This is a genomic window from Dactylosporangium vinaceum (genome assembly GCF_019904175.1).
GTDB classification, from domain to species: domain Bacteria; phylum Actinomycetota; class Actinomycetes; order Mycobacteriales; family Micromonosporaceae; genus Dactylosporangium; species Dactylosporangium vinaceum.
In genome coordinates this window covers 7344666-7368293 of record NZ_CP061913.1, presented here as the reverse complement: position 1 = coordinate 7368293, position 23628 = coordinate 7344666, and the positions used below count along the sequence as shown (strand labels likewise).

The 23628-nt window shown below is 72.7% G+C and carries 26 protein-coding genes; 14 read left to right on the top strand and 12 right to left on the bottom strand.

What is annotated here, in order from left to right:
• Window positions 1-3 precede the first annotated feature (3 nt).
• Window positions 4-822: an IclR family transcriptional regulator domain-containing protein gene (locus Dvina_RS32975; protein WP_223093195.1), complete on the top strand. Its 819-nt coding sequence runs from the start codon at window positions 4-6 to the stop codon at window positions 820-822.
• A gap of 118 nt (window positions 823-940) precedes the next feature.
• Window positions 941-1636, top strand: coding sequence for a class I SAM-dependent methyltransferase (locus tag Dvina_RS32970; protein ID WP_223093194.1), 696 nt, complete (start codon window positions 941-943; stop codon window positions 1634-1636).
• 6 nt (window positions 1637-1642) lie between these two features.
• On the opposite strand, the gene Dvina_RS32965 is transcribed toward Dvina_RS32970, so the two are convergent.
• Genes Dvina_RS32965 through Dvina_RS32950 form a run of 4 tightly spaced genes read right to left on the bottom strand, consistent with a single transcriptional unit; the run spans window position 1643 to window position 3801 of the window.
• Complete coding sequence (locus Dvina_RS32965; RefSeq protein ID WP_223093193.1) at window positions 1643-2479, bottom strand: ribokinase; 837 nt, start codon at window positions 2477-2479, stop codon at window positions 1643-1645.
• A complete protein-coding gene (locus Dvina_RS32960) occupies window positions 2476-3222 on the bottom strand; it encodes an inositol monophosphatase family protein (protein ID WP_223093192.1) in 747 nt (248 codons plus the stop codon). Before Dvina_RS32960 ends, Dvina_RS32965 begins: the two co-directional genes overlap by 4 nt.
• Entirely contained in the window at window positions 3203-3382 is a 180-nt protein-coding gene (locus tag Dvina_RS32955; protein WP_223093191.1) for a hypothetical protein, read from the bottom strand. The genes Dvina_RS32960 and Dvina_RS32955 overlap by 20 nt, the downstream gene beginning before the upstream one ends.
• Window positions 3379-3801, bottom strand: a complete 423-nt coding sequence (locus Dvina_RS32950; RefSeq protein WP_246655473.1) for a VOC family protein — start codon at window positions 3799-3801, stop codon at window positions 3379-3381. Before Dvina_RS32950 ends, Dvina_RS32955 begins: the two co-directional genes overlap by 4 nt.
• 75 nt (window positions 3802-3876) lie before the next feature.
• On the opposite strand from Dvina_RS32950, the gene Dvina_RS32945 reads away from it, so the two are divergent.
• Window positions 3877-4260 carry a VOC family protein gene (locus tag Dvina_RS32945; RefSeq protein WP_223093189.1) on the top strand — a complete coding sequence of 128 codons (384 nt, stop codon included), beginning with the start codon at window positions 3877-3879 and terminating at the stop codon, window positions 4258-4260.
• Here the strand turns inward: Dvina_RS32945 and Dvina_RS32940 are convergent.
• A complete protein-coding gene (locus tag Dvina_RS32940; RefSeq protein ID WP_223093188.1) occupies window positions 4241-5614 on the bottom strand; it encodes a dihydrolipoyl dehydrogenase family protein in 1374 nt (457 codons plus the stop codon). The genes Dvina_RS32945 and Dvina_RS32940 overlap by 20 nt on opposite strands.
• Before the next feature lie 112 nt (window positions 5615-5726).
• On the opposite strand from Dvina_RS32940, the gene Dvina_RS32935 reads away from it, so the two are divergent.
• Window positions 5727-6056 (top strand): GlsB/YeaQ/YmgE family stress response membrane protein, encoded by a 330-nt coding sequence (locus tag Dvina_RS32935; RefSeq protein ID WP_223093187.1) that lies wholly within the window; start codon window positions 5727-5729, stop codon window positions 6054-6056.
• Window positions 6057-6062: 6 nt separating this feature from the next.
• On the opposite strand, the gene Dvina_RS32930 is transcribed toward Dvina_RS32935, so the two are convergent.
• Window positions 6063-7589, bottom strand: a complete 1527-nt coding sequence (locus Dvina_RS32930) for a methyl-accepting chemotaxis protein (protein WP_380029177.1) — start codon at window positions 7587-7589, stop codon at window positions 6063-6065.
• 194 nt (window positions 7590-7783) lie between these two features.
• On the opposite strand from Dvina_RS32930, the gene Dvina_RS32925 reads away from it, so the two are divergent.
• Together Dvina_RS32925 and Dvina_RS32920 are read left to right on the top strand one after the other, a co-directional pair.
• Window positions 7784-8794, top strand: coding sequence for a LacI family DNA-binding transcriptional regulator (locus tag Dvina_RS32925; protein WP_223093185.1), 1011 nt, complete (start codon window positions 7784-7786; stop codon window positions 8792-8794).
• Between the two features lie 246 nt (window positions 8795-9040).
• Entirely contained in the window at window positions 9041-11089 is a 2049-nt protein-coding gene (locus Dvina_RS32920) for a tetratricopeptide repeat protein (protein ID WP_223093184.1), read from the top strand.
• Window positions 11090-11098: 9 nt separating this feature from the next.
• Here the strand turns inward: Dvina_RS32920 and Dvina_RS32915 are convergent, their stop codons facing one another.
• Window positions 11099-11383 (bottom strand): putative quinol monooxygenase, encoded by a 285-nt coding sequence (locus Dvina_RS32915; RefSeq protein ID WP_223093183.1) that lies wholly within the window; start codon window positions 11381-11383, stop codon window positions 11099-11101.
• Window positions 11380-12342, bottom strand: coding sequence for a LacI family DNA-binding transcriptional regulator (locus Dvina_RS32910; protein WP_223093182.1), 963 nt, complete (start codon window positions 12340-12342; stop codon window positions 11380-11382). The genes Dvina_RS32915 and Dvina_RS32910 overlap by 4 nt, the downstream gene beginning before the upstream one ends.
• Before the next feature lie 123 nt (window positions 12343-12465).
• Here Dvina_RS32910 and Dvina_RS32905 point away from each other — a divergent pair, with 123 nt between their 5' ends.
• Window positions 12466-12858, top strand: a complete 393-nt coding sequence (locus tag Dvina_RS32905; RefSeq protein ID WP_223093181.1) for a hypothetical protein — start codon at window positions 12466-12468, stop codon at window positions 12856-12858.
• A gap of 13 nt (window positions 12859-12871) precedes the next feature.
• On the opposite strand, the gene Dvina_RS32900 is transcribed toward Dvina_RS32905, so the two are convergent.
• The 4 genes from Dvina_RS32900 to Dvina_RS32880 are packed head-to-tail and all read right to left on the bottom strand — an operon-like array spanning window position 12872 to window position 17531.
• Window positions 12872-13963 carry a VWA domain-containing protein gene (locus Dvina_RS32900; RefSeq protein WP_223093180.1) on the bottom strand — a complete coding sequence of 364 codons (1092 nt, stop codon included), beginning with the start codon at window positions 13961-13963 and terminating at the stop codon, window positions 12872-12874.
• Window positions 13963-15777, bottom strand: coding sequence for a DUF58 domain-containing protein (locus Dvina_RS54660; protein ID WP_246655471.1), 1815 nt, complete (start codon window positions 15775-15777; stop codon window positions 13963-13965). Before Dvina_RS54660 ends, Dvina_RS32900 begins: the two co-directional genes overlap by 1 nt.
• A 4-nt stretch (window positions 15778-15781) precedes the next feature.
• Window positions 15782-16768 carry an AAA family ATPase gene (locus Dvina_RS32885; protein ID WP_223093178.1) on the bottom strand — a complete coding sequence of 329 codons (987 nt, stop codon included), beginning with the start codon at window positions 16766-16768 and terminating at the stop codon, window positions 15782-15784.
• A gap of 37 nt (window positions 16769-16805) precedes the next feature.
• Window positions 16806-17531 (bottom strand): S1C family serine protease, encoded by a 726-nt coding sequence (locus Dvina_RS32880; RefSeq protein ID WP_246655470.1) that lies wholly within the window; start codon window positions 17529-17531, stop codon window positions 16806-16808.
• A 247-nt stretch (window positions 17532-17778) separates the two neighbouring features.
• Here Dvina_RS32880 and Dvina_RS32875 point away from each other — a divergent pair, with 247 nt between their 5' ends.
• The 7 genes from Dvina_RS32875 to Dvina_RS32845 all read left to right on the top strand — a co-directional run bounded on the left by Dvina_RS32875 (window position 17779) and on the right by Dvina_RS32845 (window position 23624).
• Window positions 17779-18636, top strand: a complete 858-nt coding sequence (locus Dvina_RS32875) for a hypothetical protein (RefSeq protein WP_223093176.1) — start codon at window positions 17779-17781, stop codon at window positions 18634-18636.
• Window positions 18633-19058: an SPFH domain-containing protein gene (locus Dvina_RS32870; RefSeq protein ID WP_223093175.1), complete on the top strand. Its 426-nt coding sequence runs from the start codon at window positions 18633-18635 to the stop codon at window positions 19056-19058. The genes Dvina_RS32875 and Dvina_RS32870 overlap by 4 nt, the downstream gene beginning before the upstream one ends.
• Before the next feature lie 86 nt (window positions 19059-19144).
• Window positions 19145-19771 (top strand): lipoyl(octanoyl) transferase LipB, encoded by a 627-nt coding sequence (lipB, locus tag Dvina_RS32865; protein ID WP_223105839.1) that lies wholly within the window; start codon window positions 19145-19147, stop codon window positions 19769-19771.
• A 251-nt stretch (window positions 19772-20022) separates the two neighbouring features.
• Window positions 20023-20262, top strand: coding sequence for a hypothetical protein (locus tag Dvina_RS32860; RefSeq protein ID WP_223093174.1), 240 nt, complete (start codon window positions 20023-20025; stop codon window positions 20260-20262).
• A 331-nt stretch (window positions 20263-20593) separates the two neighbouring features.
• Window positions 20594-21901: an ABC transporter substrate-binding protein gene (locus tag Dvina_RS32855; protein WP_246655469.1), complete on the top strand. Its 1308-nt coding sequence runs from the start codon at window positions 20594-20596 to the stop codon at window positions 21899-21901.
• 71 nt (window positions 21902-21972) lie between these two features.
• Entirely contained in the window at window positions 21973-22815 is an 843-nt protein-coding gene (locus Dvina_RS32850) for a carbohydrate ABC transporter permease (protein WP_246655468.1), read from the top strand.
• Window positions 22812-23624 (top strand): carbohydrate ABC transporter permease, encoded by an 813-nt coding sequence (locus tag Dvina_RS32845; protein ID WP_223093172.1) that lies wholly within the window; start codon window positions 22812-22814, stop codon window positions 23622-23624. The genes Dvina_RS32850 and Dvina_RS32845 overlap by 4 nt, the downstream gene beginning before the upstream one ends.
• Window positions 23625-23628: the final 4 nt, after the last annotated feature.

Here is a 23628-nt window from a genome sequence, read left to right as displayed (position 1 = left end):
GCGATGCCACGCGATGCGGGACCGGACTTCATCGAGGCTCTCGCCCGCGGCCTGGACGTGGTGCGCTGCTTCCGGCCGGGCCGGCCGGTGATGACCCTCAGTGAGGTCGCCACCGCCACCGGCCTGGCCCGCCCCACGGCCAGGCGGATCCTGCTCACCCTGGAGGAGCTCGGCTACGTCCGCTCCGCCGCCGAGCGCGGGTATGCGCTGACCCCGCGGGTGCTGGACCTGGGCATGGCGTACGTGAACGCGCTCAGCGTCTGGGACATCGCCCGCCCGCACATGGAGCGCCTGGTCGCCGCGACCGGCGAGTCGACGTCGATGGCCCAGCTGGACGGCTCGGACATCGTCTACGTGGCCCGGGTCGCGGTCCCGAAGATCGTCACCCTCGCCGTCACCATCGGCACCCGCTTCCCCGCCCCCGCCACCTCGATGGGCAAGGTCCTCCTGGCCGGCCTGAGCCCGTCCGAGCTGACCACCGTCCTGGCCGACCCGACACGCTCCGGCATCACACCCCGCTGGCAGCCGACCCGCGAGGACCTGGACACCGCGCTGCGCGAGGTCCGCACGAAGGGCTGGGCCCTGGCCGACCAGGACCTGGCCCCGGGCATCCGCTCGGTGGCCACCGGCATCCGCAACGCCGAGGGCCGCGTCGTGGCCGCCCTGAACGTCACCGTCCACGCCGCCGAGACGACAGTCGAGCACCTCCTGGAACACCACCTGCCGCTGCTCCTGCGCGCGGCCGCGGACGTCAGCCACGACTGGTCCCTCCTCGACACCCTCCCGATCGCCGTGGCCCGCGCGGCGGCGCCATCAGGCTGACGCCGGACCGCAACCGACCGCCTACATATCGTGCCGGGGCTGTGCCATAGTCCAAGACATGGATGGCTATCGAATTAACACGTACGGCGATGCGGCCGCTGACCAGTACGACGGGTGGATGCGGCCCGGGGCCTACGCGGCGGGTGATGCGGACGAAGCGGCGCAGTTCCTGGCCGGCCTCGCCGGAACGGGAACGGCGCTGGAGCTCGGCATCGGCACCGGTCGGGTAGCCCTTCCTCTCGCGGCCCACGGCGTCATGGTGCACGGCATCGAGGCGTCCACCGCAATGCTCGAACAGCTCCGGGCGAAGGACGGCGCGACCGCGGTCGTCACCACCCTGGGCGACATGACGGACGTCGACGTGCCGGGCCGGTTCGCGCTTGTCTATACCGTCTTCAACACGCTGTTCATGCTCCGCGGCGTCGAGGAGCAGGAGCGCTGTCTTCGCAACGTCCGTGAGCGCTTGGATGAGCGCGGCGCACTGGTCGTCGAGGCGTCCGTGCCGCGGCCGTGGGTGTACGACAACGGCCAGCGTCTGCGCGTTTCCGAGATGCGGGTGGGCTACCTGCGGCTCGAGGCGTTCCTGCACGATCCGGTCGCACAGGTCGTGGAATCACAGCGGGTGGTCATCACCGAGGGAGACGGCGTCCGCATGGTGCCGGTCCGATTCCGCTACCTGTGGCCGTCCGAGCTCGACATGATGTGCCGATTGGCCGGGCTTCGCCGGGTTGCCCGGTACGGCGGCTGGTCGGAAGAGCCGTTCACCGAGCACAGTGAACGGCACGTCTCGGTGTACCGGCCCGAGCGTGGTTAGAGGGACTCACAGGAGCGCGGTGAGCTCGGCGGCGGTGGGGTGGGCCGTGCGGGCGCCCACCGCGGTCGTGGCCAGGGCGCCCGCGGCGCAGGCGAGGCGGGCGGCCTCGTCGAGGGGGCGGCCGGAGTCCAGGGCCCAGGCCAGGGCGCCGCAGAAGGCGTCGCCCGCGCCGGTGGTGTCGACGGTGGCCACACGGACGCCGGGGATGGTGACGGTGCCGGAGGGGCGGTGGATTCGGCAGCCGGCCGCGCCCAGGGTCACCACGACCGCGCCCGCGCCGGCGGCCAGGAGGCTCTGCGGGGAGCCGAGCACGGCCAGCTCGTGCTCGTTCGGCACGAGGACGTCGGTCTGGCGCAGCAGAAGATCCGGCAGCTGTACCGCGGGCGCCGGATTCAACACGAACGTCCATCCCGCCGCGGCGGCCCGGGCGGCGGCCTCGGCCACGGCCGGCAGGGGGACCTCGAGGCTGGCCAGCACGACCCCGGCCCCGGTGAGCGGGCCGATGTCGGCGGGGGACAGGTTCGCGTTCGCGCCCGGCACCACGGTGATCGCGTTCTCCCCGGCCGCGTCCACCAGCACCACCGCGAGCCCGGTGGGTGCGGGGTCGGCGACCACCCGGGACAGGTCCACGCAGGACAGTGAGGCCGGGTCGAAGTCCGGGCCGACGCGGGCGATCAGCGCACACGAGCCGCCGAGCCGGGCGACCGCCGCCGCCTGGTTGCCGCCCTTGCCGCCGGGCCCGGTCGCGGAGCCGGTCGCGATGACCGTCGAGCCCGGCGCGGCGATCCGCGGCACGTGCACGATCAGATCCGAGTTGACCGCCCCGACCACGACGACGCTCATGACAGCATCGCCAGCAGCTCGGCGTGGGTGGCTGCGTCGGCCGCGGCGAGCAGGCCGCCGTCGCCGGTGAGGACCGGGGCGCCGCGCAGGTCGGTGACGACGCAGCCGGCGGCCTCGCACAGGGCGATCCCCGCGGCGAAGTGGACGCTGTCGCGCAGGTCGCCGTCGGTCAGGTAGGCGGCCCGGTCGCCCGTCGCCACCCAGGCCAGCGCGAGGGTGGTGGACAGCACCCGGGGGCGGAAGCGGGCCTCGAACGCCGGGTTCGTGAGCAGGGCGGCCACGCGGATCGCGGGCGCATTCGGATACGGCGGGTCCAGGTTGAGGTCGACGAGCGTGGTGCGGGCGGATGGTGCGAGGGGGCCCTCGGTGCAGTACACCCGGGCGGCGAACGGATCGGCGACCGCGGCGGCCACGGTTCGCCCGCCCGCCCGCAGCGCCACGTTGACCGCCACGGCCATCGTGCCCGCGGCGAAGTTCAGGGTGCCGCACAGCGGGTCGACGAGCCAGGTCCGCTCGGCCCCGGCCGGCCCGGTGCGGCCACCCTCCTCGCCGGCGATGGCGTCGTGCGGGCGGGCCGCGCGCAGGACCGCGGCGATCGCGGCCTCGGCCTCCATGTCCGCAGCGGTGGTGAAGTCCCCGCCGCCCTTGTCGACCCGGTCCAGGTCGGCGCCGAAGCGGGCCCGCACCACGGCGGCACCCGCCTCCGCGGCGGTCACGGCGAGCTCAGCGTCGGTCGGCGGCACCGGCCGAGTCTACGGGCCCAGGCTCGCGCAGCATGAACGCCGCGTACCACTCGGGCCAGCCCTCGTCGGCGTGGCCGAGCTCCTCCTCGTGGCGCCCGTGGGCCGCGGCCGCCCGGCGCAGGGCCGCGGCGAGCTGCTCGGCCGTGTCGAAGGTGATCACCGGCCGGGCGCCCGGACCTTGATCTCCTGCAGCACCCAGCCGTTGCCGTCCGGGTCGCTGAACGAGGCGAACGAGTTGTAGTCGGCCCGGTCCGGGTGCGGCCCCGACACCCGGCCCTCCCGCCCGGCGTGGTGGAACACCCCGCCGGCGTCGTGGAACGGCTCGCTGACGTCCGCGCCCAGCTCGGCCAGCTCGGCCCGGGCCTTCTCGATGTCGGTGACGGTCAGGTGCAGCCCCTGCACGGCACCGAGCGCGGCGTCGGTGAGCCGATCGCCGAAGATAATCGAACAGGCGGAGCCGGGCGGCGTCACCTGCACCACCCGCAGCCCGTCCGGCGCCGGGAAGTCGGCGTCCAGCCGCCAGCCGAGCCGCGTGTAGAACTCCTTCGCCCGGTCGACGTCGGCGACGGGAATGACCACGACCTCGAGTTTGCAATCCACCCGGCCGCACTGCCCGGCCCGCGCCGGCCCGAACCCCGCCCTAGAGTGAGGCACATGGCGACTATCCAGCCGCAGCTCTGGGTGAACGGGGCGCGCACGGCTGTCGAGTTCTACACGGTGGCGTTCGGGGCGCGGGTGCTGCACCTCGTCGGGGACGGGGAGGACGTCGTGGCGCAGCTGGACGTCGACGGGGCCGTGTTCTGGGTGGGGTCGGCCGATGCGGCGATGGGACGGGCGGACCCGGTGGCCGCCGGCGGTACCACCGGAAGGGTGCTGCTCGTCGTGGACGACCCGGACGGCCTGCACCGGCGGGCGGTGGCGGCCGGGGCCCGGCCGAGCTCGCCGGTCGCCGAGGAGCACGGCTGGCGGGTCGGCCGGGTCGTCGATCCGTTCGGGCACGAATGGGAGCTGGGGCGGCCTACAGGCCCAGCTCGTTGAACAGGTACAGCCAGATCTCGCTGCGGGTCGGGAACGCCGGGATCGCGTGGCGCAGGCGGCTCAGCGGTACCTCGCCCACGACCGCGATCGTCGCCGCGTGCAGGAAGTCGGCGACCTCGGAGCCGGTGATGGTGGCGCCGACGATGACCTGGCGGGCCTGGTCGATGACGAAGCGGCTGGTGCCCGGGGCGCCGCTGCCGTAGTAGGAGCCGCCGGCGTTGCCGGAGGTCGGCAGGTCGACGACGCGGACGTCGAGGCCGGCCGCGCGGGCCGACGCCTCGGTGTGGCCGACCGCGGCGACCTGCGGGTCGGTGAAGATGACGCGCGGGGAGCCGGCGCCGTCGGCCAGGTGGGTGGCGGCCATCGGCTTGCCCAGGATGTGCCCGGCGGCCAGCGCGGCCTGGTACTTCGCCATATGCGTGAACAGCGCCCGCCCGTTGAGGTCGCCGACGACGTAGAGCCAGTCCTTGCCTGGGACCTGCGTGTGCTCGTCGACGGTGATGTACCCGCGCTCGCCCAGCCCGACCGAGTCCAGGCCCAGGCCCTTCGTCTCCGGCACCCGCCCGGTCGCGACGAGCAGCTCGTCGCCGGTGGCGGTGCTGCCGTCGCCGAGCGTGACGACGACAGTGTCACCGTCGCGGCGTACCGCCGTCGCCTTCTGCGCGGTGCGGATGTCGACGCCCTGCTCGCGCAGTGACGCGGTCACCTGCTCGCACGCGAACTCCTCCTCGCGGGGCAGGAGCCGCCGCTCGCCCTCGATGAGCGTGACCTTCGCGCCGAGCGACGCGTACGCCTGGCTGAGCTCCACGCCCACGACGCCGCCGCCGAGCACGACCAGGCGCCCCGGGACCGTCTTGGCGGTGGTCGCCTCGCGGTTGGTCCAGGGGTTCGCCTCGGCCAGGCCCTCGATCGGCGGGAGCGCGGGTGCGGTACCCCCGGCCAGAATGACCGCCCGGCGCGCCGTCAGTGTCGTGTCGCCGACGATGACCCGCTTGTCGCCGTCCAGCCGTCCCCGGCCCCGCAGCAGCGTGATGCCGCGCTCCTCCAGCCACGGCAGCTGCCCGGCGTCGTCGAGGTTGCCGATGAGCTCGTCGCGGCGGGCCAGCACGGCGGCGGCGTCGAGCGGGCCGGTCACCGCCTCGCGGACGCCCGGGACCCGGCGCACCTCGGCGAGCAGCTCTCCCGGGCGGAGCAGGGCCTTCGACGGGATGCAGGCCCAGTATGAGCACTCCCCGCCGACCTTGCGGTCCTCCACGATCGCCACGTCCAGCCCGGCCTCGGCGAGCCGCCCGGCCGCGACCTCACCGCCCGGCCCGGCGCCGACGACCACGACGTCGAAGCTGCGCTCCACCATCAAGGACTTCCCTTCGCGTTTCGGTCTGTTGGATACGACCGTACGCGGGTTGTGGGCTTGCGCCGGGGCGGAACAATGCTCGGTGTCAGATCTGTAAGGGTTGGAGGCACCGGTGCAATTCCAGGACTACCTGGCGGCCATCATCTTTGGCGCCATCATCGGCATCGTGGCGCGCGTCATCCTGCCGGGCCGCCAGTCCATCGGCATCATCCTGACCACGCTGATCGGCATGGGCGCCGCCGTGGCCGGGACGTGGGCCGCCGACCGCTGGGAGCTGTCGAGCAAGTACCACTTCACGGCGGTCGGGCACACCTACGACTGGCTGGTCGTCGGCGTGCAGGTCGGCATCGCGGTGGTGGGTGTGGGGCTGGCCGCCGCCATTACCCGGGTGTTCCGCTCGGACGACCATCACCACCACTCGCGCTACGACTACGACCGCTGAGGCCGGCTACCGCTCGTTGAGCAGCTGGGCCAGGTGGGCCTGATCCTCCAGGATCGCGGTGATGCGGGACTGGACCGCGTCCATCTGGCCGATCGTCTCGCTCGTCGTGTGGATGCCGGCCGAGACCGAGCGGGCGCTGTCCTGGATGCCGGCGATCTGGTCGGCCACCTTCTGGGTCGCCGCCGCGGTCTCCCGGGCCAGGTCCTTGACCTCGCCGGCGACCACGGCGAACCCCTTGCCGACGTCGCCGGCCCGGGCCGCCTCGATCGTCGCGTTGAGGGCGAGCAGGTTCGTCTGGTCGGCGATCGACGAGATGATCTTGATCACGTCGCCGATCGCGGCCGACGCCTGGTTGAGCGTGTCGATCTCGCCGGTCATCGTCGAGGCCCGGTTCACCGCCTCTTGGGCCACGCCCGCCGCGTCGCTGCTCGTCTCGCGCAGGCGCCCGATCGACTCCAGCAGCATCCGCCCGTTGCGCTCGGCCGCCTCGCCCGCCCGCACGATGTCCAGCCGCTGCGAGACGAGCTGCTGCACGTTGCGCAGCGCCGACGCCCGCGAGTCGCTCAGGCTGATCCGGTCGGTCGTGAAGAAGTCCATGGTGCCGACGACCCGGCCACCGGACTCGATCGGGAAGCAGACGCCCGAGCGGACCCCCGCCCGCTGGGCCGCAGGGGCCCGCACGCAGTCGGTGAGCTCGGCCAGGTCGGCCACGAACACCAGGTCGCGGGCCTTCCACGCGCGGCCGGAGAGCCCGACCCCCTCGGCGAACGTCGCGGCCAGGGTCACCTCCCGGAACTCCGGGCCGGCCGAGCCGGACTCGAGCCGGAACACCAGCGCGGGGCCGCCGGGCCGCTCCTCGACCTCCCAGTAGGACCCGTACGCCCAGCCGAACGAGTTGCGCACGTTGTCCAGCGCGGACTTGATCGCGGCCTGGCTGTCGGTGGAGTGCCCGAGCGCGCTGACGATCTCGGTCACGGCGGCCCGGTCCTTCGCGTCCTGACGCAGTTCGGCCGCGGACAGCACCTGGTTGCGGGCCAGTTCGGCGATGCGCAGGATCGCGTTCCACTTCTGGGTCCGCGGCTCGTCGACGTGGAAGTGGTACGGCGAGTAGTACTCGAACACCGCGAGCACCCGGCCGTCGCGGACGACCGGCACCACCGACGCCGCGACCATCCCGGCCCGCACCGCCTCGGCCGCCCGCGGGTCGTCCCGCACGTCGGCGAGGTCCCCGGTGTAGATGGCCTGGCGGCTCTGCGCGGCCCGGGTGACCATGCCGGTCGGTGCCGCTCGCACCTGATCGACGATCGACCCGGTGGCGAAGGCGATCTCCAGGGGGCCCTGCGCCCCGCCGGGCAGCCAGACGGCACCGTATTCGTACCCGTACGACCGCACCAGCGTCTCGACGGTGATCCGCCAGGTGCTCGGTTCGTCGGCGGCTTCGAGCAGCGCCGTGACCAGCTCTTCGAGTGCCTCGACGTCCCGCGGGGCCGGCTCGGGGCGGGCGGCGGGGCGTGAACGCGACAACAGACCCACGCTTGCCGCATCGGCACCGGGGAGCGGTTCTGTAGTAAAACCGTTCGCCCGTGCAACTTCCATGAAACGGACATGGGCCATCGTTTCGCCTGGACCACCAGAAACCCTGCGCGGCCGGGCGCGGACCCCGCGATGATCGACAGGCGTGGCGGTGGTGCGGGACGGGCGGTGCGGGACCGGCTACCGTGTGCGCCATGGCAACGATCGGTGACGTGGCGAAGCAGGCGGGAGTCTCCCCAAGCACCGTCTCGTATGTCCTGAGCGGCAAGCGCACCATCTCCGAGGAGACCCGCACCCGCGTCCTGGCGGCCATCGAGGTCCTCGGCTACCACCCGCACGCCGGCGCCCGCGCCCTGGCGAGCAACCGGTCGAACGTCATCGCCCTCATCATGCCGCTGTACACCGGCCTCTACGTACCGATCCTCATGCAGTTCGTGATCTCGGTGGTGACCGCGGCCCGCCGCTTCGACCACGACGTGCTCCTGCTCACCCAGGACGAGGGGGAGAAGGGCCTGGAGCGGGTCGCCGCCAGCTCCCTCGCCGACGGCCTGATCGTCATGGACATCGAGGAGCACGATCCCCGCCTGCCGCGCCTGCGCACCCTGGGCCGCCCATCCGTCCTGATCGGCTTTCCCGCCGACGGCACCGGCCTGACCTGCATCGACCTCGACTTCGCGGCGGCCGGCGCGGCCTGCGTCGACCACCTCGCCGACCTCGGCCACCGCTGCGTCGCCCTCGTCGGCTCGCCGCCGGAGGTGTACGAGCGGGGCCTCGGCTTCGCCCGCCGCACGGCCGACGGGTTCCACGAGGCACTGCGCCGGCGCGGCCTGAGCGGCTCCACCGTCCCCTGCGAGCCGTCGCCGGACGCCGTGCAGGCGGTGGCCGAGTCGCTCCTGGCCCGGCACCCGGATCTGACGGGCGTTGTCGTGCACAACGAGCCGGCCGTACCCCTGCTGCTCGACGCCTTCGCCGCCCTGGGCCGCTCGGTGCCGCACGACGTGTCGGTGGTCGCCATCGGCCCGGACGACCTGGCCGAGCGCTCCAAGCCGCGGCTGACGTCGGTCGGCATCCCGGCCGAGGAGATCGGCCGCCGCGCGGTGGAGCTGGTGGCGGCCAAACTGGACGGCCGCCCCGTCCCGGACGCGACGCTCGTCGAGCCGCTGCTGATCCCCCGCGACAGCGCCGGCCCGCCCGACCTGCTGTAGACGGCTTGCGCCCGAACCGCGTGGGCGCCGCGCGGCGGCGGTGACGTTCGCCGCAGCGCACCGGAGGCGCTTCGGCCGGTCGAAGGGCCGTGGCGGCTGCACCGGCCAATCTCGGGGCCATGAGCTGGACTTACGTGCACAATCGCGACCCGGTCCAGCGATCGTCGTCACTGCGGCCGGGTTTCGCCGCTCCGGCCGGGCGATGGACGGCTGGCGTTGAGCGCCGCGGCCAGGCACCATGTCGTCGTGCCCGCGTCTCCGAGTTTTCCGCACGCCCGTCAGCACGCCCAGGCCCTCGCCGATCGGGGCGACCTCGCGGGCGCGCGGGCCGTGCTCGAAAGCGCCGTCAATGCCGGGCGCCCGGGCCTCGCCGGCGGCGACCCGGAGCTGCTGTCCACCATGCGCCAGCTGGCCGCACTGCAGGTCCGCGCCGGCGATCACATGAGCGCCCGGAGGGTCCTGGAAGAGGCGGTCGAGGCCGGCAACCAGCGGGGCGAGTCCGACCCCCTGGCGCTGCTGCTGGCCTACGACCTCGCGGTGGTCGCCACGGAGCTCGGCAACCGATACGTCGCCCGCACCAACTTCGGCCGGGTCGCCCGCTTCGGCCCGGCCGCGCTCGGCCCCGCCCATCCGGCGGTCGAGCACGCCCGCCGCGTCGCCGCCCACGAGGCCGGCGCCCCACCCGCCGTCCCCGGCCCCGCCCCGGCCGCACCGCCCGTCCCGTTCGTGCCGGGCCCCCCGCCACCCGCCGCCCCACCGCGCCCGATCACCGAGGATGACGCCCCGACCGTCCGCATCAACGCCATCCCACCCCAGCCGACCACGCCGGTCTCCGGCGCACCCCAGTCCACCCCACCCCTGGCCTGGCCGTCCTACCCCTCGCCGCCACAGCCCGCCCCGCCGGGCCAGCCGCAACCCGGCCAGCCGCAGCCCGGCGCGCCCTTCACGCCGCAGGGCCCGCCGTTCGTGCCCCAGCAGCAGCCGCCGGTCTCCGGCCCGCCGCACCCTGGTCAGCAGTTCGGACCGCCGCCGGTCTCCGGCCCGCCGCAGTCCGGTTCGCCGTTCGCCCAGCAGCCCCCGGTCTCCGGCCCGCCGGGATCGGGGTCCGGTTCGCCGTTCGCGGTGCCGCCGCAGTCCGCGCCACCCACGTCCGGCCCGCCCGGCCCGGGGTCGGGTTCGCCCTTCGCATCGCCGCCGCAGTCCGCGCCCCCGGGGCCGGGCGCGTCGGAGTCCGGCGCCGCGGGCTCGGACGGCCGGGGTCCCGGCGCCTCCGGCTCGGGTGGGCCGGGCGCTGCGGGGCCGGCCTCGTCGGGCGCCGGCGGGTCGGCCACCGGGACTGACGCGTCCCGGCCCGGTGCGCCGTTCGGCGGGCCGCCGCCGTTGCCGCTGCCCCTGCCGCCGCCCGGCTCGTCGCTGCCGCCCCTGCCGCTGCCGCCGTTCGCGCCGCTGCCGGAGCCGCCGCCGGTCTCGTCACCGCCGTGGCCCTCGTCCGGTGCTCCGGTGTCGGGCGCGGCGCACCCCGTGTCCGGTGGGCCGTACCCGCCGGTGTCGGGCGGCGCGTATCCGCCCGGCGGTGGCGGGTATCCACCGGTCTCCGGCGCCCCCTACCCGCCCGGCGGGTCGCTGCCACCGGTGTCCGGCCCGCCGCTGTCGCAGCTGCCGCCGGTCTCCGCGCCGCCGGCCGGCAACGAGGTGCCGCCGCTGCCCGCGTACGGCGACGAGGGCCCGAAGCGCCGGCGCTGGCCCCTGGTGGTGACCGGGATCGCCGTGCTGCTGATCCTGGGCCTGGCGGCCGGTGCGGTGTTCTACTTCAAGCCGTTCGACAAGTCCACGGCGGCCGATCCGACGGCCGGGCCCAGCGCGGCCCCGAGCGTCTCGCCGTCGCCGACCGGGCCGCCCGCGGTCACCGCGCTCGTGTCCCCGGTGGACGGCGCAGTCGTGCCGTGGCCGGTCGACGCCCAGTTCACGGTCTCACCCGAGGACGCGTCGTCGGCCGACACGGTGCTCGCCATCACGCTGTGCGTGGGTGGCCGCTGCTACCTCGACGGCAAGCTGGACGTGTCGGCGGGCAAGGACACCGCGACCTACCCGATCCGCCTGGGCTCGGCCGCCACGGAGGGCATCAACTCCAAGTGGCAGGTCCGCGTGGACCGGCTGCAGAAGGCCACCTACGACAGCCTGCGGGCCGAGAAGAGCGCCGAGATGGCGAACAACACGTGGGGCGACAAGGGCACGACGATGAGCTCGCTGAACCCGACCCCGATCGCCACGGTGACGCTGACCAAGCAGCACTGAGCGCCGGGCCTACGGCGCTTCGACCCCCGCGATCCGATACTTGCGCACGTCCGCCGACACCAGCGGCGGCAGGTCCAGGTCGGGCCCGCCGCTGCTGCGGAACGCGAGGAGGTCCTCGTCGGACTCCCAGCGCTCGTAGACCTGGATCCGTTCGGCGTCGAGGGGGTCCGGCGACTGGATGAAGTCGAGGCACCCGGGCGCGTCCCGGGCCAGCCGGGCGACGTCGACGACCGCGGCGAGATAGCGGTCCCGGTCGGCCGCGTCGACCCGCAGCGCACCGGCAATGATGATCATCGGCTGGAACCTCGCAGTGTGAGTGTGGTGGGGAGCCGGGCCGGTCGGGGCAGCGCGGGGTCGAGCAGCCGGCGGACCGCGGCGGCCGCCTCGTCCTCGACGGGCATGTACACCGACGAGAGGTCGGCCGCCTCGGCCAGGGCGCTGCCGTCGAAGCTGACGACGGCCACGTCGTCGGGGACTCGGCGGCCGGATTCGCGCAGGGCCTGCAGTACCCCCAGTGCTGAGACATCGCACGCGGCGAACAGCGCGTCCAGGCCGGGGAACCGGGCGAGCAGTTCCCGGGCCGCGGCGTAGGCCCGGGCCCGGGTGAAGTCCCCGTCGATGGCGGCGACGGCCTGCCCGGCGCCGTCCGTGACCCGCAGGAAGCCGGTCTTGCGCTCGGTCGCGCAGGGTGTGTCCGGGCCGAACACGGCGCCGATGCGCCGGCGGCCGGTCGCGATGAGGTGGTCGGCGGCCTGGTGTCCGCCGCCGTCGTTGTCGGGCGCCACGAACGCGACGCCGGGCGCGGACTGGCCGAGCGCGACGGTCCGGCTCCGGCGCATCCGCCCGGCCACGGCGAGCGGCATGTTGATGAGCACCCGCCCGAACGGCGGATCGTCGTCACCGGCCGGCGGCGCGGCGACCCGCCGGACCTCGAGGGCGACGTCGTGCCCGGCGAGAGCGCGCGCGGCCCCGGTGAGGACCCGCCCGTAGTACGGCTTGACGCTCAGCGCCTCGGGGTCGGGGTCGACGATGAGGATCTCGATCCGCTCGGTCCGCCCGGCCGTGGCCCGCCCGGTCGCGAGGGCCCGCGCGGCGGCGTGCGGCTCGAACCCGAGCCGGGCCGCGACCTCCCGCACCCGTATGCGCACCGCCTCGGTGGTCCCGGGTAGCCCGTTCAGCGCCCGCGACGCCGTGGCCCGCGAGACGCCGGCGGCGAGGGCGACGTCGGCCAGCTTGGGACGTTCATGCTCCACACGGGTCAACATATCCGGACACACCGGGCCGGCCAAGGCGTCGAAACGGGGTCACCCGGGCGGAGATGATCACGTAGCATGTGCGCCGCCCACCTCGCCGGACCTGCAAACGGAGCCCCTGTCATGTCGGAGTTGTCCTGCCGGATCTGCCACCGGACACCGGCCGCGAACGTGCGGTTCCACGGGCATCAGGGGCTCGTCGTGCTGATGCGGTTCAGCCGGATCGACGGGCCGTTCTGCCGGGACTGCGGGCTGGCCGCCTACCGGGACATGAGCGCGACGACCCTGGTGCGGGGCTGGTGGGGCATGCTGTCGGTGTTCGCCGCGGCCGGGGTGCTCGTCGTCAACGCCGTCCAGCGGGGGAAGGTGGCCAGGCTGCCGGAGCCGGAGCGCGCGCGCAACGAGCGCACCCTCGACCCCGGCAAGCCGCTGCTCGACCGGAGCGCGGCCTACGGGCTGCTCGTCCCGGCCCTGCTGCTGGTGTTCGTCGGCTGGTCGGTGGTCAACGGCGGCTGAGCGCCGCGGCGTCTCAGGTGGTGCGGGTGTCCGCGCTGTCGCGGGGCCGGGGCCGCGACCACCACTGGGCGAGGAAGACCGCGCCCAGGACCGCCAGCGCCGCCGCCAGCGCGAACCACATGCTGATCTCCGTCTTCCGGTGCTGCAGCGTCACCTGGCTCGGCAGGTCGCGCAGGACGTCGCTGAGGCCTTCGGCGTTGTCGGCCTTGAAGTACTTCGCGCCGGTCATCTCGGCGACCTTCGTCAGCGTCGGCTCGTCCATGTCCTGGAACCGGCCGCGGCCGCCGAAGCCGAACCCGCCGCCCGGGCCGCCCCCGCGGAAGCTCTGGTCGCCGGAGATCTGGTTGCTGCTGCACACCATGGGGGAGGGCTGGTCGGTGCCGAAGCCGATCGTGTAGACGCGCAGCCGGCGGGCGGCGGCCTGCTCGGCGGCCGTGACCGGGTCGACGCCGTCGGTGTTGCGCCCGTCGGTGAGGATCACGATGGTGTCGGGCTCGTAGTCACCGGAGGCCGGGGCGTTGCCGCTGTTCTCGGGCACCTCGACGCCCGTGGGCGGCACGTCGGGGTTGATCTCGGCGATGGCGTCGATCGAGGCGAGGATGGCCAGCCCGATAGCCGTGCCGCGCGAGGTCCGCAGGCCGTCGATCGCCTTCGTGAGCTTGTCCTTCTCGGCGGTCGGCGGCACCAGCAGGCCCGCGGTGCCGGAGAACGCGACCAGGCCGATCTTCGCCCCGCCCTCGTGGTCGGCGATGAACTCCTTCGCCGCCTTCTGGGCGGCGGTGAGCCGGTTGGGGTCGACGTCGGTGGAGCACATCGAGCCGGAGACGTCGATCGCCAGCAGGATCGTGGCGGCGTCGTCGGGGACGACGACCGACGCCTGCGGGCGGGCCGCGGCGGTGCCGGCGAAGAGGATGCCCAGGGCCAGCAGCGCGAGCGGGACGCGCCGGCGCCACGAGGTGGGGCCGGGCGCGGCGGCGCGCACGAGGGCCACGCTGGGCAGGCGGACGGCGACCTTGCGGCGCCGGCGGCGGCTCCACCACCGGTAGGCCAGCAGCAGCGGGAACGCCAGCAGGATGAGCAGGGCCCACGGCCAGGTCAGCGACATCAGAGGATCCGTCCGAACCAGGTGGTCATCAGTATGCCCCCGATGAAGAGCAGCAGCACGGCGACCGCCGTGGCCGCGCCGGTCAGCTCGACCGGCTTGCGCTCGGTGGTCAGCCGCAGGTCGAGCGACTGGTACACGTCGTGCAGGGCCTGGGCGTTCTCGGCGCGGTGGTAGTGCCCGGCGGTCGTCTGCGCGATCTGGGTGAGGAGGTCCTCGTTCAGGGACGTCGCCACCTGGTAGCCGTCCACCTCGACGGTCGTGCCCTCGACGGTACCGATGCCGACGGTTTCGATCCGGACGCCGGCTTTCGCCGCAACACCGGCCGCGGCCAGGGCATCGGGGCCGCCGGTGTCCTCGCCGTCGGACAGTACGACGATCGTGGCGTTGCCGAAGTAGCCGATGTCGGGCGCCGCGCCGCCGTTCTCGGGCAGCTGCACCGGTTTGCCGACGACGACCGTGAGCGAGGCGAGGATCGCCTGGCCCAGGGAGGTACCCCCGTTGACCTGAAGCCGTTTGATGGCGGCCGTCGTGGCGTCGTGGTCCTCGGACGGCTGCTGCGTGGTGAGCGCGCCCTGGTCGAACGCGACGATGCCGATGTTGACGCTGTCCGGCTGGGCCGCGACGAACTCGGTGGCCGCGGATTTCGCGGCGGCGAGCCGGCTGGGCTGCACGTCCTCGGCCTTCATGCTGTTGGAGACGTCGAAGGCGAGAATGACCGTGCCGGCGGCGCGGGCGACCGGGAGCGTGGCCGCGGGCCGGGCCACGGCGAGGAACATGAGCGCGGCCGCGAGCAGGAACATGACCTGGGGCAGGTGGCGGCGCCACGCGGAGCCGGCCCTCAGCGCCGGCCGGCCGCGCTGCAGCCGGAGGTAGAGCACCACCAGCGCCGCGGTGACGACGACCGCGACGGCGACGAGGAGTGGATACTGGAACGTCATCGGCGCCTGCGCTTCGTCTCGCGGACCATGGCGACGAGCGCCTGGAGCGGGTCCTCGTCGGTGGTGACGACGTTCGCGTGCACCCCGCATCGCCGCCGCGACCTCGGCCTCCCGCGTGTCGACCTCGGCCCGCAGGCGCAGCCGGAACTGCGGGTCGCCGGTGTCGACCAGGATCTGCTCGCCCGTCTCCGCGTCCTCGACGACGACGAGCCCGAGGTCCGGCAGGTCCAGCTCGATCGGGTCGACGACGCGGACCGCGACGACCTCGTGCCGGAACGTGAGCCGGGTGAGCTCGGCCTCCCAGTTGTCGCCGATGAAGTCGGACACGACGAAGACCAGAGCCCGCCGCCGCGCCGTCGAAGCGACGAGCCTCAGCATGGCCCCGATGTCGGTTGCCCCTCGCTCGGGGGTACCGGCAGTGGCCTTGCTGAGCTCGTGAGCGATCCGCAGCACATGCGGCCGCCCGGCCCGCGGCGGCAGGACGAGCTGCTTGGCGTTGTCGTAGAGGACCGCACCGACCCGGTTGCCGCCGTAGGTGAGCAGCCGCGCGAGGCTTACCGCCAGCTCGGTGAGCGCCGAGTCCTTCCCGCGCTGCTCGGGGCTGCTCTGTCGCATGGACGCCGACAGGTCCAGCACGAGCCACGCGGTGAGCTCCCGGTCCTCGGTGTACTGCCGCACGAACGGCTCGTCCAGCCGGGCCGTGACGTTCCAGTCGATGTGCCGGACGTCGTCCTCGGGCATGTACTCGCGCAGGTCGGCGAAGTCGATCCCGGTGCCGCGGAAGACGGTGCGGTACGACCCCTGCAACTGCCCGTCGAGGCGGCGCAGCACCTGCCACTCCAGGCGGCGCAGCAGTCGGTCGGCGGCCGTGGTCATCGGGTCAGCGGTTTCCGTTGCGCGCCGGCGTCGGGGCGGGCACGTTCACGGCGGCCAGCACCCGGGCCACGACCATGTCCGCGGTGACGTCGTCGGAGAGCGCCTCGTAGGACAGCACGAGCCGGTGGCGCAGCACGTCCGGGGCGAGCTCGTGCAGGTCCTCGGGCACCACGTAGTCGCGGCCGCGGATGAAGGCGAGGGCCCGGGAGGCGAGGACCAGGTTGATGGAGGCGCGCGGGCTGGCGCCGAACGTGACGTAACGGGTCAGGTCGCCCAGGCCGACGTCGGCCGGGTTGCGGGTGGCGTTCGTCAGCCGCACCGAGTATTCGATCAGGGACGGGTCGACGTACACGTCGTCGACCTGGGCCTGCATGGCGACGAGCCGCTCCGGGTCGACGACGGCCTGGGTGACCGCCTCCGGCAGGATGGCCCGCTCGACGATGACGAACTCCTCGGTCGGGCTCGGGTACCCCACCAGCACCTTCATCATGAACCGGTCGACCTGGGCCTCGGGCAGCGCGTAGGTGCCCTCCGACTCGATCGGGTTCTGGGTGGCCATGACCAGGAACGGCCTCGGGATCCGGTGCGTCTCCCGGCCGATCGTGACCTGCCGCTCCTGCATCGTCTCCAGCAGTGCGCTCTGCACCTTCGCCGGAGCCCGGTTGATCTCGTCGGCCAGCAGCAGGTTGGTGAACACGGGGCCGAGCGCGACCTGGAACTCGCCGGAGGGCTGGTGGTAGACGCGGGTCCCGACGATGTCGGCGGGCACCAGGTCGGGCGTGAACTGCACCCGGTGGAACTGCCCGCCGATGGCCGCGGCAAGCGCCTTCACGGCGAGGGTCTTGGCCAGGCCGGGGACGCCCTCGACGAGGATGTGCCCGCGGCTGAGCAGGGCGACCATGAGGCGCTCGAGGAGCCCGTCCTGCCCGACGATGGTCTTGCGGACCTCGTAGAGCACCTGCTCGACAGCGGTCGCGTTCGGTACGTCCATGCTCGATTCCTGCCTCTTGTGCCTGGTGTGTCCGCAGCTACTGCGCTGGTCCCGGTTCACCCGGGCCCGTCGATCCGAGTGCGGCGCCGATGGGCACCGCGAAGCCGATGCCGACGAACGTGCCGGCCGACGTGGGGTTGGCCAGGGCGACGACGATGCCGATCACCTCGCCGCGGGCGTTGATCAGCGGCCCGCCGGAGCTGCCCGGGTTGACCGCCGCGTCGAACTGGACAAGCCCGGTGAGCTTCGTGCCGTCCGGGTTGGCCGCGGTCCGGTTGAGCCCGGAGATGACGCCGGTGGTGGTGCTGAGCGTGAGCCCGAGCGGGTTGCCGATCGCTACCACGTCGTTGCCGACCGCGATCCGCCCCGAGTTGCCCATGACGGCCGGGACCAGCACGTCCGGCCCGCCGGCGGGGGCGAGGGTCGCGATGTCCATCTCCGCGTTCGACCCCGACACCGTCGCCGCCGACTCGGTGCCGTCGGCATAGATGATGTTGATGGCGGTGCCGCCCTTGACCACGTGGAACGCGGTCAGGATCAGCCCGGCCTGGTTGGCGATGACCCCGGTGCCGGTCGCGCCGCCACCCGGCAGCGTCGTCTGGATCGTCACCACCGACGGCGCCACGGCCTGGTAGATCTGCGCCGTTGTGGGCGGCCCGGACGCGCTCGGCGACGCCGCCGCGGACGGCCGCGCGCTCGCCGGTGCCCCGCCGGAGCCGCCGGCCCGGAACGCGAGCACGCCCGTCGCGATGATCGCGAGCACGACCACCCCGACCCCGACCGCGAGGTCGCGGCGGCTTAGGGCAACCGGCTTCGCACCGGGGGAGTCCCGTTTTTCCTGTTCAGCAGCATTTTCGGGCTCGGCTGGCGCGGGCGGGGTCGGACCGGGTTCCGGGATGATGCTCACCTCGGGGCCGGCCCACTGCACGGGCTTCCCGGCTGGGCGCATGCGCCAAAGATAGCCGCGGTACCTCGGAGAACGGTAAGAGAAGGTTCTACAGTGCCCAGGTATGGACAGGCGTAATTGGTGGGTCGCGCCCGGTCTGGGGATCGGACCGTTCCGGTTCGGCACGCCGCGGGGGGAGCTGCGCGCGGCGCTCGGGACCTGCCGGCCGTTCCGGCGCACGCCCGACTCGGTGGACCTTACCGACGACTACCCCGACGGCGTGCAGCTGACGTGCTCGCCCGGCGAGGGGCTGTACCTCATCGAGATCCATGAGCCGGTCGGCGTGCACCATCTCGGGGTGCCGCTGCACGGGAGGGTCCGCGACGTCGTGGCCGCGCTGCGCGCGGCCGGTGTCGCGGTGACGAAGGACGACGAGGACGAGGGCTGGATCGTGGCCGGCGGCGCCGCGATGCTCGCCACCCAGGCCGGCTCCCACGTGGAGATCGTGACCGCGTACTCGCCGCGGCGGGCCGGGGCCCGGGTCGTGGACTTCGGCGCCGGACCGGCCGCGGTGAAGCCGCTGCGCTCCTACACGGTGCTGCCGGGCCGGGGACTCACCGCGCTCGCGCTGGGCACGCACCGCGACGCGGTGCGGGCGACGCGCAACGGCGGGGTGGCGCTCGTCGGGTATCCGGACGAGGACTCGTTCGTCGACGAGGGCCTGACCGTCACCTACGACGCGGCCGGGCGGGCCGTGCGGGTGACAGTGACGCAGGCCGGCGCCGTGCTGCTCGACGGGGTCAACCTGCTGCCGTCCCGGCCGCGCACGATCGCCGACGTCCGGGCCGCGCTGACCGCGGCCGGGCACGAGGTCGCCGAGGAGGAGGCGGCCGTGCTGGTTCCCGGGGCGGGGATCGAGATCTGGACCGCCCGGCCCGGGCCGTCCCGGCCGGTGTGCGCGGTCTCGGTGGTAGCGCCGTGACAGTCGTCTACGTGATCGAACGGCTCGGCCGCTACCACCGGACCGCCGCGAGCCGCCCGCGCCTGCCCGGCATCGACCGGGTCCGGGCCCGGGTCGACCTCGGCCCGCAGCGGCTGGAGTTCCCGGCGCAGCCGGTCATCACCGGCGACAACCTGGTGGTGTCGGCCGCGGCGACCGTGTGGTGCACGGTGACCGACCCGGTCAAGGCCACGTACGAGATCTCGAACTACGGGCAGGCGGTCGAGCAGCTGACGGTGACGGTCCTGCGGTCGCTCGGCGGCGAGCTGTCACGGCAGGCGGTGCTGGACTCGCGGCTGGACCTGAACCGCCGGCTGGCCGAGGAGCTGGGCCGATACGTCGGCCGGTGGGGGCTTCGGGTCGAGCGCACGGAGATCACGCAGCTGCGGCCGCAAGATCGATGACGGGCCCGGCCGGGCGGGGCCGGACCTGAGGCGCAGGGCACAGTGGCCGGGCGGCGCGGGTGCGGCAGGATTGACCTGTGGTGGAGATGGTGCGCGTCGACCTCGGCGAGGTCGAGTATCTGGAGGCCGCCGAGGCGATGCGCGGCTGGGTGAAGGAACGCCAGGCCGGCGCGGTACCCGACCGGCTGTTCCTGCTGACCCACCCGCCCGTGGTGACCTACGGCCGGCACACCGCCGCCGCGGATCTGCCGCAGGACGGCTCGATGCCGGTCATCGAGGTCGACCGCGGCGGCCACGCCACCTACCACGGCCCCGGCCAGCTGGTCGGCTACCTCATCATGAACATCCGCGAGCGCGCCCCGGGCGACGTGGTCCGCTGGCTCGAATCGGCGCTCATCGAAGCCCTGGCCGACCTGGGAATCGCCGCGATCCGGCGCGACACCCCACCGGGCGCCGACAGTCTGGTCGGCGTCTGGACCCCCGAGCACCACAAGCTGGTGTCGATCGGCATGCGCATCCGCGAGGGCGTCACCAGCCACGGCTTCGCCATCAACGTCGACTCCGACCTGGACGTCTACGACCGCTTCGTGGCCTGCCGCCTGGACGGCGTCACCATGACCTCCCTACGCCGCGTGGCCGAGTCCACCGGCCGGCCGGCACCCACCATGGCCGAGGTCCGCGACGCGGTCGCCCACCGCCTGGGCGCCCACTGAGCCCGCCCGGGCCGGGCCGGCCCGGGCTGCGCGACAACGAGGGCGGCCCGGAACGGGTCGGTCGATCGGCACGGGCTGATGTATGCCCGGCCGGGCCGCCATGGAGCAAGGGACGATGACCGCGCAACCGCCAAGTGCATACCGTTGGCCATGAGCAATGTCGTGCGGTGCCCTTTTGGACATGACGCCGTTCGATGGGGTGCGCAGTGCCGTCTCGGCAATCGGCCGGGATTGCCGAGGAGGCGGGTCACGTGGCGGACTGGGATACCTATCGGCAGTTGCAGGAGCGCGAGCGTCAGCGGCGAATCGACAGTGGCGGGGACGCGGGCGGGTGTGGCTCGCAGGTGTTGGGGTGCTTGGTGGGTTTTGTCGTGTTGTCCATCATCATGTGCATCATCGTCGCCCTGATCTGGTGGCGTGACGATCACCGGCCGAATCTGTTCGGCGGCGACTCTGACGGCATGGTGGTGTCGAGCTCATCCGGTCGGTAGCGGCGGTCGGCCGGCGCCCGGGAACGGACGCCCGCGCCGGCGCTCCCGGAAGGTGTCCCGGCTGGTGGGCGGGGGGCTGGAAGTTTCCCGGGGGCGCACCGTTGACCTGGGAGCGTTCACATGCCTGTTGACAAGCTGCGTTCGAGTTCGTAACTTGCCTGTCGAAGCGCTTCGACAGGATTTCGAACAAACCCCATCGGAATCTGCGAAGGCCCCACCGGCGCCGAGACCCCACTCCACGAACCGACTGCGTACTGCAAACGCGCACGGCGCCACCCCCGCCGTGTCACACCCCTCGCGCGCGGCGCGAGACCATACATCAGGAGTCGACGTGTTCACGCGCATCCGCAGCGCCGCTGTAGCCGCGGCGGCCATACTCGCGCTCACCCCGGCGCTCGTCGCCTGTGGCGGCAGCGGCGACGATCAGGCGCAAGGTGACGGCAAGACGCTCAAACTCTGGCACTACGAGGGCGCCGCCAGTGCCATGGGGGTCGCCTGGAACGAGGCGATCAAGCAGTTCGAGGCGTCGCACCCGGGCGTCAAGGTGGCGTTCGAGGAGAAGGGCTTCGAGCAGATCCGTCAGAGCGCCAGCATGATCCTCAACTCCGGCGATGCGCCCGACGTCATGGAGTACAACAAGGGCAACGCGACCTCCGGCCTGCTGTCCAAGCAGGGGCTGCTCACCGACCTCTCGGCCGAGGCCGACAAGCGCGGCTGGAGCAAGGCCCTCTCGCCCGGCCTGGCCACCACGGCCAGGTACGACGCCCGCGGCATCATGGGCAGCGGCAAGTGGTTCGGCGTGCCCAACTACGCCGAATACGTGATGGTCTACTACAACAAGGACATGTTCGCCAAGAACAACGTCCCGGTCCCGACGACGTTCGAGCAGTTCGAGTCGGCCATGCAGACGTTCAAGTCGGCCGGGATCACGCCGATCAGCGTGGGTGGTGCCGAATACCCCGCACAGCAGATTTTGTACTCCCTGGCGCTCGCGAAGGCCGACAGGTCCTTTGTGGACAACTATCAGCTGTACAAGAACAAGGTGGACTTCCACGGTCCGCAGTGGTCGGGCGCGGCCACGACGTTCGCGGACTGGGTGGCCAAGGGGTTCATCGACAAGAACTCGGCCGGGCTCAAGGCCGAGGACATGATCCTGGCCTGGGAGCAGCAGAAGTCCCCGATCATGATCACCGGCAGCTGGCTGTACGGCCGGGCGGCCAAGGAGGCCACGTTCCAGTGGGGCTCGATGCTGTTCCCGGGTAGCAAGCTGTTCCCGGGCTCGAGCGGCAACCTGTGGGTCGTGCCGGCCAAGGCGAAGAACAAGCAGCTGGCGTACGACTTCATCGACATCACCATGAAGCCGGAGATCCAGAACCTGCTCGGCAACAACGGCGGCATCCCGGTCGCGGCGCAGGCGGACAAGATCACCGATGCGAAGAGCAAGGAGCTCATCGCCAACTTCGACGCCATCTCGAAGCAGGACGGGCTCGCGTTCTACCCGGACTGGCCGGCGCCCGGCTACTACGACGTGCTCGTCTCCGGCACGCAGAAGCTCATCAACGGCTCGGCCAAGCCGGCCGAGGTGCTCGACCAGATCGCCAAGCCGTACAACGACAACTTGGCGAACGTCGGCAAATGAACATGTCGAACGGCACCGGTCGGGCGGCAAGGCCCAGGTCGTTGCACCGGCGCACGGGCTACTGGCCGTTCTTGATTCCGGGGCTCCTGCTGGTCGGGCTGGTCGTGGCGGTACCGCTGCTCATGACGGTCGGCACCAGCTTCACGGAGTGGTCAGGCGTGGGCACTCCACGCTGGACCGGGCTGGACAACTACGACCGGCTGCTGCACGACGACCGGTTCTGGCTGTCGTTCAAGAACATCGCGTTCATGATCGTCGCCATGGCCGTGGTGCCGACGCTGCTCGGACTGTTCCTTGCCGCGTTGCTGTTCGACTACGTCGCGCCGCGCCTGGGTGGTCGCACCGCCCGGGCGCTGCGCTCCGGCTTCTACCTGCCGCAGGTGCTGCCGCTCGCGGTCACCGGCATCGTGTGGAGCTGGATTCTCAACCCGAACTACGGCGTGCTGAACTCCATCCTCGACAGGGTCGGGCTCGGTGTGCTGGCCCGCAACTGGCTCGGTGACGAGCGGTACGCGCTGTACACCGTCATGGCCGTCATGGTGTGGGTGCAGATCGGCTACCCGGTCGTCATGTTCATGGCCGGGCTGCAGCGGGTCGATCCGGAGCTGTACGAGGCGGCCTCGCTCGACGGCGCCGGCTGGTGGCAGCGGTTCACCCGCATCGCGGTGCACCAGATCCGGCCCGAGATCGGCGTCGTGCTCATCACCACGACGATCGCCGCGCTGAAGGTCTTCGCCCAGATCTTCGTGCTCACCGGCGGCGGCCCCGGCGGCTCGACGATGGTGCCGTCGTACTTCGCGTGGCAGCAGTACTTCGGCAGCGTCAACGTCGGCTACGCCTCGGCCATCTCCACCGTCCTCGCGGTGCTGATCGTCGCGCTGACGTTCGCCTTCATCCGGGTGCAGACGCGATGAGAAAATACGCCGTGCTCGTGGCGCTCGTCGCCGTGATCCTGGTCTTCCTGGCGCCGTTCGCGCTGGTCCTCCTCAACGCGGTCAAGACACCTCAGGACTACGCGTCGGTCGGCCCCCTCGCACTGCCGACGCACGTGTCGTTCGAGGGTGTCAAGGCGTTCTGGATTCGCGCCGACTTCGGCCGGACCCTCGTCAACAGCCTCGTCATCTCCGGTGCGGTGGCCGTGCTGGGCGTCGGCTTCTCGCTGCTGAACGCCTACGCGCTGGGCGTCGGGCGGATCCGCGGCCGGCGCTGGTTCCTGGCCGCCTTCCTGGTCGCGAACCTGGTACCGCAGGAAAGCCTCATCTACCCGCTGTACCACATCGCCACCGAGCTCGACCTCTACGACTCCCAGCTCGCCGTGATCATCATCTTCACGGCGATCCAGAGCGCGTTCGGCACCTTCCTGCTCTCGTCCGTCCTGGCCGAGTTCCCGCCGGAGCTGCTTGACGCGGCCGCGATGGACGGCGCCGGCCGGCTGCGCACCCTGGTGCGCGTCGTCGCCCCGGTCAGCCGCCCGACCATCGCGGTGCTGTTCACGTTCTTCTTCATCTGGACCTGGAACGAGCTGTTCATCCCGCTCATCTTCCTGGTCTCCAACAGCAACCAGACCGTACCCCTGGCGCTGGCCCTCCTGCAGGGCGAGCACGACCTCGACGCGACCGCGACGAGCGCCTCGGCGCTGCTGGGCATCCTGCCCGCGGTGCTGTTCTTCCTCGTCTTCCAGCGCACCCTGACCCGGGGTGTCACGGCAGGAGCGGTCAAGTGATTCC